Here is a 14,518-nt window from a genome sequence, read left to right as displayed (position 1 = left end):
TTGCGGATCTTATGAGTAACCGTTTCTGGTCTTAAAAATCTTTAGAAATAAACGTTGGACAGTGATTTGGAATTTAGCAATCAGCTTTTTCTCCTTTTGAATCAAACGTAGGTAGTGATTTTGACAAAGAAATTTGATTTTTTGGTTTTTGTAAAAGAGCAGGCGGACCGTATCCATCAAGAGGACCGTCACACCACCGGAAAAGCCGCAATTGTACAAATTGATGCCGGCAGTCAACTGGTTTGCGTTGCGAGTAATTACCGAAAAGATCATGCCGGAAAGAATGCCGGTTAACAAACCATATTTTCTTGTCATAGGCGCTAGGGTGCTGGCGAAGAGGAGAATCACGATATGATTAGTAGTCGCAATGTCTTGATAAAAAAACAAAGCGGTCAATAAAATACCCACAGCCGGAAAAAAGAAGTAACGGAACTTAAAATTATACATACTAAAGCCAGCAAAGGTCAGAACGGCGCCCACTAAAATTCCGCTTAAAGGTACTTGCAGACCTAGACAAATTAGAATGGCAAAATAGCCGTAAAGTGAAAAACGTAGAATTTTCTTTAAATCTAGTAAGAAAATTTTGGAATGAATTGGCTGTAGTTTGGAAAAGTACAAGACAATTAAAAGTGGCAGACTAAAAAGAATCAGTAAAAAATAGAATAGTGTTTCGTGATGTTCAAAAGAGAGCGTATGAGGAACTATTTTTATGGTTAAAATTCTTTTCATCGCAAAATTTCCAAGAATACCCACAAAACCAGCGGCAAACCCCATATTATAGAGATTTAACTCTTTTGTGTGGCCTTTTAAAAATTCGAAGATCGGCAAAATAGTGTAGCCAATTAGTAAACCAACAAATAAAGCAAGAAGTTTATAGGTGATGAGGGAGGTCGGGACACTGTAAATCGTGCTGACGATCGGTGACAGACAGGTACTCAATAGACCCATTACTAATAGGTCTTGTCGTCCTGAATGGTGGATTCGTAAATAAAGCAGACAACCTAAAATAATCGGTGCTGAGTTAACGATGTTTTTCCCAAAAAAAGAAAAGCCTGAAAGCATCATAATAATAGAAACAGTTATAGAACAAAAGTGATGTTTGTGTTTGCGTAGAAGAAACAGGCTGCTTAAGGTCAAGAGTCCGCTATTAAGAAAGGCTGGGCCACCACCCGCGATGTGCACGTAATCGGTGATCAGATTACTGGGTGATGTGATGATTTGTTGCATGCCCCTGAACAAGAGCGGCGGCGAAGTAACAACAAAGGCGGTTAGTGTAAGTGCCAGGCCATAGGACAATAAAAACAAGAAAATCGAATTAGTAGAAAGTAATCGTTTTGTCTTTTTTCCCAAAGAATCACACTCCTTCATTTTATTTTCGAAGTTTTAATTGGCAATCATAAAAGAATATGTTATTTATTTTTAGGTAGGGGAGGTTGAGATTATTTCTGGTAATGTTAATTATACCTTTTATCGGCTGCTAAATATAGCGATAAGCCTATAAAAAGCAAACGGTCATAACGTATTGCTTACTGATTAACTATAGTTAAAAAATAATTATTTGTTATTATTATACTTTTTTAGTAAAAAATAGCGCGGCGCTTCTCGAATTAAAAAGAAAACAAGCAATTTTTTTAGTTGCAAAAGCAAAAACTTTGGACTAGAATAACAGAAATCAATAATTAAACAGTGAAGAGAAGAGTAGTTGATTGTGAGCGATTAAAGAGACCCTCGGTAGGTGAAAAGAGGGATCGTAAAACATCAATGAAGATGAGCTCTGAGTTTTCAGTTTTGTTCACGCAAGCTGAACGGCAAGCGACCGTTACATCGCCGGGTATGTCTGTACCGTTGAGGTATCGTCTGTGAAGGCGATATAAAGAAGGGTGGTAACGCGAAAATATTCGTCCCTTTATTTATCAGTAAACTGGTAAGTAAAGGGATGGATATTTTTTTATTTATCAAAAGAAAGTTGAGGAGTGTATATACATGAAAAGAATTCGTTATTTGATCTTGTTAATTGGAAGTATTTTTCTATTTGCCGCTTGCGGACAGAAATCTGCGGCGTCGATCGATAAAGTGACAATCGGCGCTTCACCGACACCTCACGCGGAAATTTTGGAGCATATCAAACCTGAATTGAAGAAAAAAGGGATTGATTTAAAGATTGTTAAGTTCGACGATTATGTCTTGCCAAATAAAGCTTTGGAAAATGGCGATATCGACGCGAACTATTTTTCCACCGTCCCTTATTTCAATCTTCAGAAAAAAGAAAATGGCTATAAATTCTCCAATGTTGGCGCAATCCACTTAGAACCGATGGGGATTTATGCTCACAAAATTAAAAAAGTTAGTGATATTCCTAATGGGGCAAAAGTTATTGTATCGAACGTTCCTTCAGAATGGGGTCGCGTGCTTAATATATTTGTTAAAAATAATTTGATTAAATTAAAACCAGGAGTGGCCATTGACAAAGCAACTTTTGAAGACATTATCGATAATCCGAAACATTTAGTATTTGATCATAGTGTTGATCCGACCTTATTGACTAGCGCTTATGAGAATAATGAAGGTGATTTAGTGGCGATCAATTCTAATTTTGCTTATGAAAAGGGCTTGAACCCTGTTAAAGATTCCTTGATGATTGAGGAAAAGGATTCTCCTTATGTAAATATTGTCGCGACGAAAACGAAGAATAAGGACAATCAGGATATCAAAAAAATTGTTGAGACGTTGCATGAGCCAGCGGTCCAAAAGTGGATCGAGAAAAAATGGGGCGGTTCAGTCGTACCCGTTAAATAAAGAGAAAGAAGTGGAAATAAATGGAACGAGCAATTTTTGCAGGAGGCTGCTTTTGGTGCATGGTGAAACCGTTTGATAGTTTGCCAGGAATTTTGTCAGTGATTTCTGGTTATACAGGAGGACAAACGGATAATCCGGCTTATCTAGAAGTAAAGAGTGGTGAGACAGGACATACAGAGGCAGTGGAGATTATTTTTGATCCTAACTTAATCAGCTATCAGGATTGGGTAGAGCTTTATTGGCAACAAACGGACCCTACCGATGCGTTTGGGCAGTTTGAAGATCGTGGTAGCAGCTACCGCCCAGTCATTTTTTATTTTGACGAAACGCAAAAAAAGTCAGCCGAGGTCAGCCGTGCCAATTTACAAGCTAGTGGGCGTTTCGATCAGCCGATTGTCACACAAATTGAGCCGGCACAAACATTCTATCCAGCAGAGGCAGAACATCAAGCCTACTATCAACGAAATCCAGAGAATTATCAAAGGAATGCTCAGCAAAGAAAAAAATTTATCAAGGAATTTTGGTAAAGGAATATGAAGTTTGGTAATTTTTATTGATAATTGACCCAAAAGAATGAACCGTTTTATACCTCAGTCAGTAAAATGGCTAGTAAGTGAATTGTTACTAATTTGATTAGGCGAGGCTGCGAATAGTAGGAATGAATTTCTCCAAGAAATCACCTATTGTTTGCGGCTTTTTTTGAGGAAAGGGCGGGAGGAATTGGTAAACAAGGAGGTCGTTGAAAAGTACTTATTGCGAGAAATCACGAATCATAAAATAATTTCTCAACCTGATTAAAGGATATGTTCTTTAAGTTCATTTCAAAATCTATGAATTAGTAAACAGGTGATAAAAAAATTCATTTTCTGTTCAGGAGTATACGATATTATGCTGATCGATCACACCTATTAAGTTATCAGAACTTGAGTAAAAGAACCGCTAAACATACGACGCTATTCTAGGTCTTAGCGTAGTGTTTTTTATTTTATCCATTACTAAATAATTTGGGTGAAAATCTGTTTATTGTCTAATCTATAAATCTGGTAAAATAATTGTATCAGCAAGTACCAGTTCTTTTTGTAACGGCAGTTTGGAAGTTAGAATTGAAAAAGAAAGGAAGTGAAAGGATCACCATTTGGGATTGTTTATACAAACGGGGTTTCCGAAATTATGAAGCGAAAAGCATTATGGATTACACAAACAGGAGTGCTGCTGGCATTAGTGATTACTATACAGGCGGTGACGGCGGGGCTGGGCAATACATTGATAACCGGATCTTTGGTTAACTTGATTTTGATTGTTGCCGTGACGACAGGCGGCCTGGCAAGTGGAATTATGATCGCTTTGTTATCACCAATTTTTGCTTTCATATTTGGGATTGGTCCGGCGTTTCCACAGATCGTTTTTTGTATCGCATTAGGAAACTCTGTTTTAGTAACGGTTTGGCATTTGGTTGCGGGCGTTACTAAAAAACAAACAGTCACCCATTTTCTTGTGGCGGCAGTGGTAGGAGCAGTGGCAAAATTTGGTGTTCTATATCTTTCAATCGTTCAATTTGTGGTTCCAATTTTATTGAAGCTACCAGCACCTAAAGCAGCTATGGTCTCAGGTGCCTTCTCATTTCCGCAACTAATCACAGCATTAGTCGGCGGTGGTCTAGCAATTTTGATTGTCCCAATCCTTTCGAAAGCATTGAATCGACAAAGAGTCGGTTAATGACAAAGTGTGTATTCTTTTACTAGTAAAAGAGTCGATCATCATGGATGACCGACTCTATTTTTATGGAATTTTTACGATAGTTCGATCACGATAGCTTGTATGCAAAATATGATGAGCTTTTAAACTTCCTGGTTTCTCTAAGAATTCTTGATAAATTTTTTGGACGATGGGGTTTTCATTTGATTTCCGAAGACCTTTGTCTTTATCTTCTGAATATAAAGCAGCAGCTCGTTTGGTTTTCAAATCAACAAAATTACGAACGGAAGCAGGTTGGACTGGCTGTCCGCCACCATTGATACACCCACCAGGACAGCCCATGATCTCAACGAAATGATAGGTCTTTTCACCGGATTCGATTCGTTTAAGTAATTTTTTTGCGTTGCTAATGCCTGAAGCAACGGCAACATTGACTGTAGCACCACTCATTTCATAGGTGGCTTCTTTAATTCCTGACATTCCACGAACCTCAGTAAATTCTACTTGCTCCAATGAATGACCAGCCAAGGTTTCTGCAGCTGTTCGCAGGGCTGCTTCCATTACGCCGCCTGTCGCACCGAAAATATAGCCGGCACCGGTGGCTTCGCCTAGCGGATTGTCAAAGGCTTCATCTTCTAAGTCCACGAAGCGAACGCCGGCTTTGTCAATCATTCGGGCTAATTCACGAGTCGTCAACGCGACGTCACAATCAGAATAGCCGGCTGCTGCCTGGTATTCTCTCGTCACTTCGAATTTTTTTGCGGTACAAGGCATGATGCCTACGACAAAAATATCTTTTGGCTCGATTCCCTCTTTTTCAGCGTACCAGGTTTTGGCTAACGCGCCAAACATCTGCTGCGGTGATTTGCAAGTAGATAGGTTCAGGATCAGTTCAGGATGATAGGACTCACAATATTTTACCCAGCCAGGCGAGCAAGAAGTAAACATTGGGAAAGGTCCGCCATTGCTAACCCGTTCTAAAAACTCATTGGCTTCTTCCATAATAGTGAAGTCCGCCGCTACATTCGTATCGAAGACTTTGTCAAAGCCAATCCGACGTAGGGCCGCGACCATTTTGCCTTCTACGTTGGTACCAATCGGCATATTGAAGGCTTCGCCTAACGTTACTCGAATAGAAGGAGCGGTTTGGACGATTACGTGTTTCGTTGGATCTTCCAGCGCCTCCCAAACCTCCTGTGTTTGATCTTTTTCGTGGATAGCACCGGTAGGACAAACAACGATACATTGACCACAAGAGATACAGGGGACTTCACTCAAATTTTGTTCATAGGCACTGCCGATATGAGTTTCAAAGCCGCGATTATTCGGGCCAATCACTCCGACGGCCTGCCATTTCGAACAAGCAGCCACACAACGGCGGCAAAGAATACATTTATTGTTATTGCGAACCATATGAACGGCGCTATCATCAAATTCGTATTCACAGTTTTCTCCATTGAAATAATCTTCATCCGCTACGTTGAACTCTTTACACAATTTTTGCAGCTCACAATTTCCACTACGGATACACGAAAGACATTTTCGTTCATGGGTGGAAAGGATCAGTTCTAAAGTCATTTTACGTGAATCGAAGACTTTCTTTGAATTGGTGATAATCTCTATGCCTTCACTGATGGGATAAACGCAGGCAGTTACCAAACTACGTGCGCCTTTAACTTCTACGACACACATGCGACAAGCGCCAATCTCGTTGATCTCTTTTAAAAAGCATAGAGTAGGGATCTCAATGTTATTGATTCGAGCTGCTTCGAGAATCGTCAATCCTTCGGGGGCATTATAGATTTTTCCGTTAATGCTTATCCTAACTTCTTTCACTTACTACACCTCCTACAGGACTGTGATTGCATCATAGCGACAAGTATCAATACATAAGCCACATTTCGTACAGATCGACTGATCAATTTCGTGGGCACGCTTCGCTTCACCACTGATAGCGCTGACTGGACAGCCTTTTGCGCAGGCGCGACACCCCGTACATTTATCCGGCAAAATACGATATTGAATTAAATTCTTACAAACACCTGCTGGACAGCGTCGCTCTTGAATATGTGCCAAATATTCGTCCTTGAAATAGCGAAGGGTGGACAGAACGGGATTGGGTGCCGTTTGACCTAAGCCACAAAGGGAGTTTTCTTGAATATGCTGACAAAGCTCTTCCATTTTGTCTAAATCCTCTAAGGTACCGTTACCCATGGTAATTTTTTCTAAGAGCTCTAATAATCGCTTCGTTCCAACCCGGCAAGGCACACATTTTCCACAGCTCTCTTCAACTGTGAATTCTAAGAAAAATTTTGCGATATCCACCATACAATTGTCTTCATCCATGACGATCAAACCGCCAGACCCCATCATCGAGCCGATCTCTTTTAAATTTTCGTAATCAATCGGAACATCGTAATTGACTTGAGAGATACATCCGCCTGAGGGGCCACCAGTTTGAGCGGCTTTGAACTGTTTGCCGTTTGGAATTCCACCGCCGATATCTTCGACAATTTCTCGTAGGGTGGTGCCCATTGGAATCTCAACTAGTCCTGTATTCTGGATTTTTCCTCCTAAAGCAAAGACCTTCGTGCCTGTAGATTTTTCAGTCCCGAAACTCGCGAACCATTCTGGGCCTTTGATAATAATTTGCGAGATATTCGCCAGTGTTTCAACGTTGTTAACAATGGTCGGTTTGCCAAACAGTCCCTTGACTGCTGGAAATGGCGGACGGGGGCGTGGTTCACCGCGATGACCTTCGATACTTTCAAGCAAGGCTGTTTCCTCACCACAAACGAAAGCACCCGCACCTAGTCGCAGATCCAGATCAAAAGAAAAATCACTACCAAAGATATGGTTGCCTAAAACACCTTGCTCACGAGCTTGTTTGATGGCAATTTTTAAACGATTGACCGCGATGGGATATTCAGCGCGAACATAAATATAACCTTGACTGGCACCAATCGTGTAACCAGCGATCGCCATTGCTTCAATGACCGCATGGGGATCACCTTCTAAAACGGAGCGGTCCATAAAAGCGCCGGGATCGCCTTCATCTGCATTACAGATCACATATTTTTGATCGGAGGTGCTGGCTTTGGCAAATGACCATTTCATAAAAGTTGGAAAGCCGGCCCCGCCCCGGCCTCTTAAACCAGAGGCTTTCAAGATTTCTAGGACCTCATCACGAGAATACTCATTCACTACTTTCGCTAAAGCTTGATAACCATCGAAAGCGATGTACTCCTCAATTTTTTCTGGATCAATTCGTCCACAATTTCTTAGTGCCACTCGTTTCTGCTTGTGATAGAAGGGGGTATCCATTAATTTATTGATGATCTCTTTGTTGTCGTTGTCATGATACAACAGCTTCTCAACTAGTTTGCCTTTGAGTAAGTGATCGGAAACGATTTTTTTGGCGTGCTTTGGCTGAACTTGATGATAGAAGATGCCCTCTGGATAAATGATTACGATCGGACCTTGCGCACATAGGCCAAAGCATCCAGTTTTGACAATGTTCACTTGGTCAGTCAAATGATTTTTTTCTAATTCTTCTTTTAAAGAATCGACAAACTCGCTACTTTTAGATGAAATACAGCCAGTACCGGCACAAACGAGGATTTCCTTTTCAAGATCTACATGGGAAGTTTCTTCATCTTTTAAACGCATTAGGATCAATTGACGATACGTATTTCGAAGTTCCTTTAACTCATTCCAATCTTCCATATTTTTACTCCTGACTCTTATGGCTTCCTTCAACAGCAACATTTTCTTAAAGGACCAGTCTAATCAACTCAATGATTTCTAAATGAGGGTGATCCATCAATCGTTAATCCATTTTTTGATAGGTCACCAATACTTTGTCCGCTTTTTTCTTAGACAAGCGACCGTAAACTTCCTCATTGACCGTCAGAACGGGTGCTAACCCACAGGCACCGATGCAACGACAAGACTCTAAAGTAAATTTACGATCACCTGTTGTTTTACCAGGTTCGATTGCTAGTTCTGCTGCAAAGGAATCCAAAATATCACCGGCGCCTTTAACATAGCAAGCCGTTCCCATGCAAACGCTGATAGTGTATTCGCCTTTTGGTACGAAAGTGAATTGAGCGTAAAACGTGGCGGTGCTGTAAAGTTCTTCTAAAGGTAGTTCCAATTCGTTTGAAAGCCTTTTCAAAACTTTGATGGGTAAATACCCATAAATTCTTTGGGCATCTTGCAATGCAGGCATCTGTGCACCCGGTTGTCCTTTTAATTCTGCCATACAAGTCTGGAATTCTTGATATTGACTTTTCGTTTCAACAAATTCAAACACTGCTTCAATACTCATTGTTCTATGTATCCTCCTTTCTGACTTTGAAAAGTTCCCTAATCGACATATTTTTCAATTATCTTAAGAAAAAACATATTGATTGACAAAATAATTATATCAAAAATAAGACCATGATTGTGATGAAATCAGAGAATAACAGTGAGAACCGTTCTCGTAAAAGTTTTGGTTTGTTAATAGTTGTTTTGGGTATGAAAAATTTATGTAAGAAAATGAAAGGTGACATATGTCCTAACGGTTGGCTTTGATTTTCCTTAAAATTAGTGATAGGAGATGAGGAGAATGATTTTTATTTTATTAATTTTTAGCATATTGGCAATCAGTATTTTTAAAAGAAAGAAAAAAAATCAAAAAGAAGAATTGTATTGGCAACGGATTAATCAATATGAGAAACAACGGAAAGAACAAATTCTTCAGCGGGCCAAAAACCAGCAACTGATAGTAAAAAAAGCCGACTCTTAAACGATTAGAGTCGGTAATTTTTTATTTATAGAAACCTTGGGCAGAACGTTGTCGTAATTTTTGTTCCTGTACGATTTTAAAGCCGCCATGTTCTCGCCGTAGAATACCGTCTTCGCATAAGGTATTTAGCAGGCGCAGTAGGTGGCGATAACTAACGCCGATAGTTGCAGCCACATCGGTTAGCTTATCTGAAAAATGACTTTTATAGGCTCCTTGAAAAATGTACGAGCAAAGCCGCTGTTCACCGGTGTAAATTAAGTTGGAGGTATAGTTAGAAGAATCCTTCACCAGATTTTTTGATAAATCTTTGGCTAGTGCTGTCATAAATGTAAGGTTTTTAAACATTGGATCTTCCTTGCTTTGGAAGGGAACCACGATACATTCAAAAGGCGATAAGGTGATGACTGAGGCAGTAGCGTAACGAATATCGGTCATTAATTCCACGTCGCCGATTAACCCTCGAGAAAGATAATAAGCCAAAATAAGATCCTTTCCATTGGGAGCACTCATACAAACTTTTGCCTTTCCGGCAACAACAATCATAATAAATTTATATTCAACACCTTGAGAAAAAATTTCCTCACCGGCTTTGAAATGACGGACCGCACAATTTTCCCGCTGATTTAATAAGCCATAGTAACTCAACCAGTTAAGATGATGTGTTTCTAAATTATTTTTCACGTCTGCTTCACCTACCCAGGTTTATTCACTACATATTTATCAAATAAAAATATGTATCTATAACCGATAGTACAGGTAAAAAGGTGATTGTACAATATCCATAATTTTTTTAAATCATTTGCATTTACAATTTTTCATAGAAACGTATACGGTAAAATCAAGCAGAGGATAACCAGGTATAGAATAACTAGAGAAGATTCGATGACAAAAAAAAGTCATTTTACGTAGAATGTGGGGATTGCAGCAGTGAATTCGTTATCTAACATAGTCAAATCATATCCCGTAGGAATCGGGATTCAGAAAAGAGTGTCTAGGTATTGTGCAATATCCATAGTAGTGTCTTTTGAAACTCTCAATGAAATTATTCAAACATTTTTTCTAATAAATTTACCCAAGGTGTTCTTTCTAAAAATCACTATTATAAAGAAAATGGAGCCATTCGTATGTATGTCTATTATATAATGAGAGGGAAATCGGGATAAGGTAGAAAAAATGACAAATGCCAAGATATTTCATCGGAAGTTGAAGTAGCTAGTTTGGCTTCGCCTTATCCGAGTCTTGAAGAATAGGATAGGTTTGGGGAGGGATTTTTTATGGCGAATAGAGTGTTCTTCAGTTTTCATTATGAAAATGATTTCTCAAGAGCAATGATGGTTAAGAACAACTGGACACTGAAAAAAAATGAAGAATCAGGTTTTATCAAACAAGCCGAGTTTGAAAGTATCAAGCGTGATGGTGAAAACAGTATTAAACGCTGGATCGATAAACAATTGGCAAACACCACAGTGACTGTAGTACTGATTGGTAGCGAAACGTTAGACAGCCAGTATGTGCAATATGAAATCAAGCAGAGCTATCTAAGAAACAATGCGATCATCGCGATCAAAATTGGAAAAATAAAAAATTTAAGTCAACAGGTTTCGCTCAGTCAGTCAGCGGTAAAAATTGTTGGGAAGACGAATCAAGGTGAATTGCTTTGGTTTGATGAAATACTCGACAGAGAATATGATTACATCAAAGACGACGGCTTTAACAAACTTGAAAATTGGATCGAAAACTGTGACAAAATGAAGCACAAGCAGGGATAAAACGACTTTGACTCAAATAAAGAGCAAAAGAGAAGGAATGAACGAACAAGAAATGACAATTCAGGTTAATGATATGAAAAAGGGACAAGCTGTTGAATGGAGAAAGAAGCCCAACAGCTTGTCCTTTTAAGGTCACCTAACGATGAGCTTAATCTAGCTTACGCTATTTATCCCGCAGTCAGAAGCTTTTTGAACATAAGTTTATCTTTTATAATTTGTGCTGTTTTCGTAAGGCGTTCTATACTTGAATTCCAAATTTTTAATTTGGCATCTAAATCAAAATGCTCGCTAGTTTCCACGGAAAAGTGCGAGATCGAATGATAAGGAACCGATTTGTATTCGACTTTTTTTGTTAGATCTTGTTTGTTCATTAGAATCAGTCGGAAATTCCTATCGTAACGCTCCTTTTTCGTTTGATACCTGGCATTCTAAAAAAGGAAAGAGAGGATAAACAGCATCAAGGCAGACTGAAAATTTAATTGAATGCTTTTTTTTTCACAAAAAAAATTTCGTTTTTTTTAAACTGAATGACCTTGATAAACGAATAGTGTTTCGTTATACTCGATAAGGAAAAGAACCTAGTTGGAAAATTGGAAGTAGGAGGTGTTCTCATGTTGAAAATTGATCGTCAGTGACTTTGATCTCAACATTTACTTAGAGTTTCTAAGCGAGTAGAACATATGAATATCCTCCCACTAACTTTTTTTGTGATGGCTTAAAGAGCCTCTTTATTGTAGAAAAAAATAGAATCGTGGAGGAAACATACTCAGTGAGTGTGTTTTTTTGTTGTGCTTAAAAAGGATGAATCAACAGTTTGAAAACGTTTCAAGTGAAAGAATAAACTTTAAGGAGCAATCAAAATGAAAAAATTTGTAGCAATCATCAGTTGTTTATTATTAACGGTATTGATCGTTGGAACAAAGGCAACAGAAGTTCAAGCAAAGGAAAAAACAGAGAAGGTTCAGCGTTTAGTGAATAATAAAGAAATTAAGACGAGTGATTTCTTTGTAGACGCAAAATGGCTAAAGAATCAAATGAAAGAAGACGATAAAACCGTCGTCATCGAAGCTTCTTACGGTGAAGGCAAGGATTATAAAAAAACTCATATCCCTGGAGCCTTGCACATAGATACAATGGAAATTGAAAATGAAGAAAACAACTGGAATATTTTATCCGCTGATACTTGTAAAGCGGTTTTCCTGAAACGTGGCGTAACGAAAACCACACCAGTGGTAGTCTATTCAAGTGATATCAACGCGGCTGCTCGAGTAGCCTTCGTCGCTTATTGGTTAGGTGTTGATCAAGTTAAAATTTTAGATGGTGGCTTAAAAGCATGGGAAAAAGCGGATTATAAAGTTGAAAAGGGTGAAGAAAAAGCAACAGTGGCTAAGGATTTTGGTGGAACGGTCCCAGGACGTCCGGAAAGTTTGATTTCGACTTCTGCAGATTTAGTAGCGGCTAAAGAAAAAAATCCCGAGCTCGTGTTAGCCAGCGTCAGAAGTTGGAAAGAATTTATCGGTAAAACAAGCGGTTATTCTTATATTGAAAATGCCGGCGAGCCTGAAGGTGCTGTCTACGCAAAATCTAGTAAAACCAGCGCAGATGTCGCGCAATTAATGAACCACGATGGAACAGTTAAAGAACCAACTAAAATTTTTGCGGCTTGGGAAAAATGGGGCATTACACCGGACAAGGAAGTTGCATTTTATTGTGGGACTGGTTGGCGTGCAGCAACGGCCTTTTTCATCACGAAGCAAGAAGGTTGGAAAGATGTCAAACTATTTGATGGCGGTTGGTTTGATTGGGATAAAGCGCATCAAAAAGACCCAAGCAAATATCCAGTCCAAATCGGTGATCCAAGAGACAAAGACAAATTGGAAATCTTAAACTAATGAAGATTCTACGCTTTGTGCTTCATCTGTTACAGATGGGCTTGCTTTACGGCATTTATTTGATGCGAGATCTCTACGCCAATCACCTTGGTTTTATGCGCAATGTCTCTTTTTATTCCCATAAATTTGCAGAGAGTCCTTTGGGGCGGCAAATTTTCTTGTTGCCTCTTGTATTAGTAATCGTGGCTGGTTGGCTTGCTTTTAAAAAAAGAACGATTGAAAGTTTTTTACTGCTGAGTATGGGTCTGTTTTTCCTTGGTTGGCAGGTGGGTGTTGGCTTAGAGCAAATCCCCATTTTTTATTTAGTTAGCGGGTTGCTTTTTCTGATTTTTTTGTTGCAGCTGCTAATTGTTTTATCAAAAAAAGGAGTACATCATGGAGTATTCACAAGAAACTATTGAACTGGCGACAGTTATCTCGGAAACGTGTATAAGCTGTGGCCGCTGTATGCGAGATTGCTTATTTTTACAAAAATATTGTGAGGATCCGCAACAGTTGTTCCAGCGATTTTTGACTGAAGGGCTAGAGCCGATTATCCCTTATTCTTGTATGCTTTGCGGCCGCTGCACGGTGGTTTGTCCACTGCAATTAAAATTGGATGAAGCCTTCTTAGCAATGCGTAGAGACTTGATCAACGAAGGGGTACCTTTGAAACAGCTAAGAAGTGTTCAAGCTCATCAAAAATTATCGACAAGTAAAATTTTTACCGCAGTGAATCGAGGCGATGATAAATGAAGTATGGATTTATGGCCGGCTGTGCGCTAAGTTCCAGTAATCCACAGCAGGTTGGCGAAATGATTGCTTATTTAAAAAAATATTATCCCGATCTGGCAGTGATTCAAGGCTGCTGTGGCAAGCCAACTCGCATGATCGGTGATGAGAAATTGTTTCAAGCTCGTTTTCAAACGCTGACGGACCAAGTTCACCAAGCGGGTATTGATGAATTGATCGTCGCTTGTCAAGGCTGTATCAAAACCATGACTATGCAAAAGCAATTCCCAACTAGCTCCTTATGGGTTAAATTGGCTGAAATCGGTTTGCCACAAGAGATGATTGGTAAAGCTAGCCAAAGCGATGTCATTTTTTCGGTTCAAGATTCTTGTCCGACAAAAGAAATGACGGAGATCCATCAATCCGTACGTTTTTTATTGGAGCAGTTAGGCTATCAAGTCGCAGCTAATCGTTTGTCGGGGAAAAATACGCTGTGTTGTGGAATGGGCGGGATGTGCGGCGTTTCTAATCCATCCTTAGCGAAAGAATTCGCAGCAAAACGAGTCAATGATTTTAAGACACCCCATATTGTGACTTATTGCTCCAGTTGTACCGCTGCAATGTTAATGGGTGGAGGCAAAGCTTGGCATTTATTAGATTTGATGTTTGGCCCAGTGATTAATCAGCAAGCAACTTGTGCACCACATCCGTTAAATCAACCTGTGCTTGCTTGGAAAAATCGGTATCAAACGAAAAAAATAGTAAATAATGCATAGAATTTTTCTGTGTGACTTGGTTAGAAAAATAAATACTTAAAAAAGAAGTAGGATTTCAGTTCCTCTTTTGGTAGTGAGTATCAAACA

General features: G+C 39.3%; 14 protein-coding genes, 1 pseudogene and 1 other annotated feature. Of the genes and pseudogenes, 9 read left to right on the top strand and 6 right to left on the bottom strand.

From position 1 onward, the window contains the following. Nucleotides 1–9 precede the first annotated feature (9 nt). Entirely contained in the window at nt 10–1,350 is a 1,341-nt protein-coding gene (locus FFM67_RS07115; RefSeq protein WP_246042946.1) for a DUF1576 domain-containing protein, read from the bottom strand. Between the two features lie 327 nt (nt 1,351–1,677). Next, nucleotides 1,678–1,909, top strand: a binding site (T-box leader). A 74-nt stretch (nt 1,910–1,983) separates the two neighbouring features. Here FFM67_RS07115 and FFM67_RS07110 point away from each other — a divergent pair. The 3 genes from FFM67_RS07110 (at nt 1,984) to FFM67_RS07100 (ending at nt 4,512) form a co-directional block, all read left to right on the top strand. Further along, nucleotides 1,984–2,796, top strand: coding sequence for a MetQ/NlpA family ABC transporter substrate-binding protein (locus FFM67_RS07110; protein ID WP_137613881.1), 813 nt, complete (start codon nt 1,984–1,986; stop codon nt 2,794–2,796). Between the two features lie 20 nt (nt 2,797–2,816). Then, nucleotides 2,817–3,323, top strand: coding sequence for a peptide-methionine (S)-S-oxide reductase MsrA (msrA, locus tag FFM67_RS07105; RefSeq protein WP_137613880.1), 507 nt, complete (start codon nt 2,817–2,819; stop codon nt 3,321–3,323). A gap of 643 nt (nt 3,324–3,966) precedes the next feature. Then, nucleotides 3,967–4,512: an ECF transporter S component gene (locus FFM67_RS07100; protein ID WP_137613879.1), complete on the top strand. Its 546-nt coding sequence runs from the start codon at nt 3,967–3,969 to the stop codon at nt 4,510–4,512. Nucleotides 4,513–4,575: 63 nt separating this feature from the next. Here FFM67_RS07100 and FFM67_RS07095 read toward each other — a convergent pair whose 3' ends face one another. The 3 genes from FFM67_RS07095 to FFM67_RS07085 form a co-directional block, all read right to left on the bottom strand. Beyond that, a complete protein-coding gene (locus FFM67_RS07095) occupies nt 4,576–6,327 on the bottom strand; it encodes an NADH-dependent [FeFe] hydrogenase, group A6 (protein WP_137613878.1) in 1,752 nt (583 codons plus the stop codon). Between the two features lie 12 nt (nt 6,328–6,339). Next, nucleotides 6,340–8,217, bottom strand: a complete 1,878-nt coding sequence (locus FFM67_RS07090) for an NADH-ubiquinone oxidoreductase-F iron-sulfur binding region domain-containing protein (RefSeq protein ID WP_281279097.1) — start codon at nt 8,215–8,217, stop codon at nt 6,340–6,342. Between the two features lie 103 nt (nt 8,218–8,320). After that, the gene (locus FFM67_RS07085) at nt 8,321–8,821 is read right to left on the bottom strand and encodes an NADH-quinone oxidoreductase subunit NuoE family protein (RefSeq protein WP_137613877.1); all 501 of its coding nucleotides are present in this window, start codon (nt 8,819–8,821) and stop codon (nt 8,321–8,323) included. A 282-nt stretch (nt 8,822–9,103) separates the two neighbouring features. On the opposite strand from FFM67_RS07085, the gene FFM67_RS07080 reads away from it, so the two are divergent. After that, entirely contained in the window at nt 9,104–9,283 is a 180-nt protein-coding gene (locus FFM67_RS07080) for a hypothetical protein (RefSeq protein ID WP_137613876.1), read from the top strand. A 21-nt stretch (nt 9,284–9,304) separates the two neighbouring features. Here the strand turns inward: FFM67_RS07080 and FFM67_RS07075 are convergent, their stop codons facing one another. Beyond that, nucleotides 9,305–9,964, bottom strand: a complete 660-nt coding sequence (locus tag FFM67_RS07075; RefSeq protein WP_137613875.1) for a Crp/Fnr family transcriptional regulator — start codon at nt 9,962–9,964, stop codon at nt 9,305–9,307. Nucleotides 9,965–10,557: 593 nt separating this feature from the next. Here FFM67_RS07075 and FFM67_RS07070 point away from each other — a divergent pair. Further along, a complete protein-coding gene (locus FFM67_RS07070; RefSeq protein ID WP_137613874.1) occupies nt 10,558–11,052 on the top strand; it encodes a TIR domain-containing protein in 495 nt (164 codons plus the stop codon). A gap of 167 nt (nt 11,053–11,219) precedes the next feature. On the opposite strand, the pseudogene FFM67_RS07065 reads toward FFM67_RS07070, so the two are convergent. Continuing rightward, nucleotides 11,220–11,435: pseudogene (locus FFM67_RS07065) on the bottom strand (PH domain-containing protein); the annotation flags it as partial. Between the two features lie 477 nt (nt 11,436–11,912). Here FFM67_RS07065 and FFM67_RS07060 point away from each other — a divergent pair. The 4 genes from FFM67_RS07060 to FFM67_RS07045 are packed head-to-tail and all read left to right on the top strand — an operon-like array spanning nt 11,913 to nt 14,431. Then, nucleotides 11,913–12,944: a sulfurtransferase gene (locus FFM67_RS07060; protein ID WP_137613872.1), complete on the top strand. Its 1,032-nt coding sequence runs from the start codon at nt 11,913–11,915 to the stop codon at nt 12,942–12,944. Next, the gene (locus tag FFM67_RS07055; protein WP_137613871.1) at nt 12,944–13,345 is read left to right on the top strand and encodes a hypothetical protein; all 402 of its coding nucleotides are present in this window, start codon (nt 12,944–12,946) and stop codon (nt 13,343–13,345) included. Before FFM67_RS07060 ends, FFM67_RS07055 begins: the two co-directional genes overlap by 1 nt. After that, nucleotides 13,320–13,679: a 4Fe-4S dicluster domain-containing protein gene (locus FFM67_RS07050; RefSeq protein WP_137613870.1), complete on the top strand. Its 360-nt coding sequence runs from the start codon at nt 13,320–13,322 to the stop codon at nt 13,677–13,679. Before FFM67_RS07055 ends, FFM67_RS07050 begins: the two co-directional genes overlap by 26 nt. Beyond that, nucleotides 13,676–14,431 carry a heterodisulfide reductase-related iron-sulfur binding cluster gene (locus FFM67_RS07045; protein WP_137613869.1) on the top strand — a complete coding sequence of 252 codons (756 nt, stop codon included), beginning with the start codon at nt 13,676–13,678 and terminating at the stop codon, nt 14,429–14,431. Before FFM67_RS07050 ends, FFM67_RS07045 begins: the two co-directional genes overlap by 4 nt. The last annotated feature ends 87 nt before the right edge of the window (nt 14,432–14,518 follow it).

This window comes from Enterococcus viikkiensis (assembly GCF_005405345.1).
GTDB lineage: Bacteria > Bacillota > Bacilli > Lactobacillales > Enterococcaceae > Enterococcus_A > Enterococcus_A viikkiensis.
This window is presented reverse-complemented; position numbering and strand designations above follow the sequence as displayed.

Coding starts and splice junctions, on each gene's coding strand:
- FFM67_RS07110 (WP_137613881.1), top strand. CDS start 1,984: ATGAAAAGAATTCGTTATTTGATCTTGTTAATTGGAAGTATTTTTCTA.
- msrA (WP_137613880.1), top strand. CDS start 2,817: ATGGAACGAGCAATTTTTGCAGGAGGCTGCTTTTGGTGCATGGTGAAA.
- FFM67_RS07100 (WP_137613879.1), top strand. CDS start 3,967: ATGAAGCGAAAAGCATTATGGATTACACAAACAGGAGTGCTGCTGGCA.
- FFM67_RS07090 (WP_281279097.1), bottom strand. CDS start 8,217: ATGGAAGATTGGAATGAGTTAAAGGAACTTCGAAATACGTATCGTCAA.
- FFM67_RS07085 (WP_137613877.1), bottom strand. CDS start 8,821: ATGAGTATTGAAGCAGTGTTTGAATTTGTTGAAACGAAAAGTCAATAT.
- FFM67_RS07080 (WP_137613876.1), top strand. CDS start 9,104: ATGATTTTTATTTTATTAATTTTTAGCATATTGGCAATCAGTATTTTT.
- FFM67_RS07070 (WP_137613874.1), top strand. CDS start 10,558: ATGGCGAATAGAGTGTTCTTCAGTTTTCATTATGAAAATGATTTCTCA.
- FFM67_RS07060 (WP_137613872.1), top strand. CDS start 11,913: ATGAAAAAATTTGTAGCAATCATCAGTTGTTTATTATTAACGGTATTG.
- FFM67_RS07055 (WP_137613871.1), top strand. CDS start 12,944: ATGAAGATTCTACGCTTTGTGCTTCATCTGTTACAGATGGGCTTGCTT.
- FFM67_RS07050 (WP_137613870.1), top strand. CDS start 13,320: ATGGAGTATTCACAAGAAACTATTGAACTGGCGACAGTTATCTCGGAA.
- FFM67_RS07045 (WP_137613869.1), top strand. CDS start 13,676: ATGAAGTATGGATTTATGGCCGGCTGTGCGCTAAGTTCCAGTAATCCA.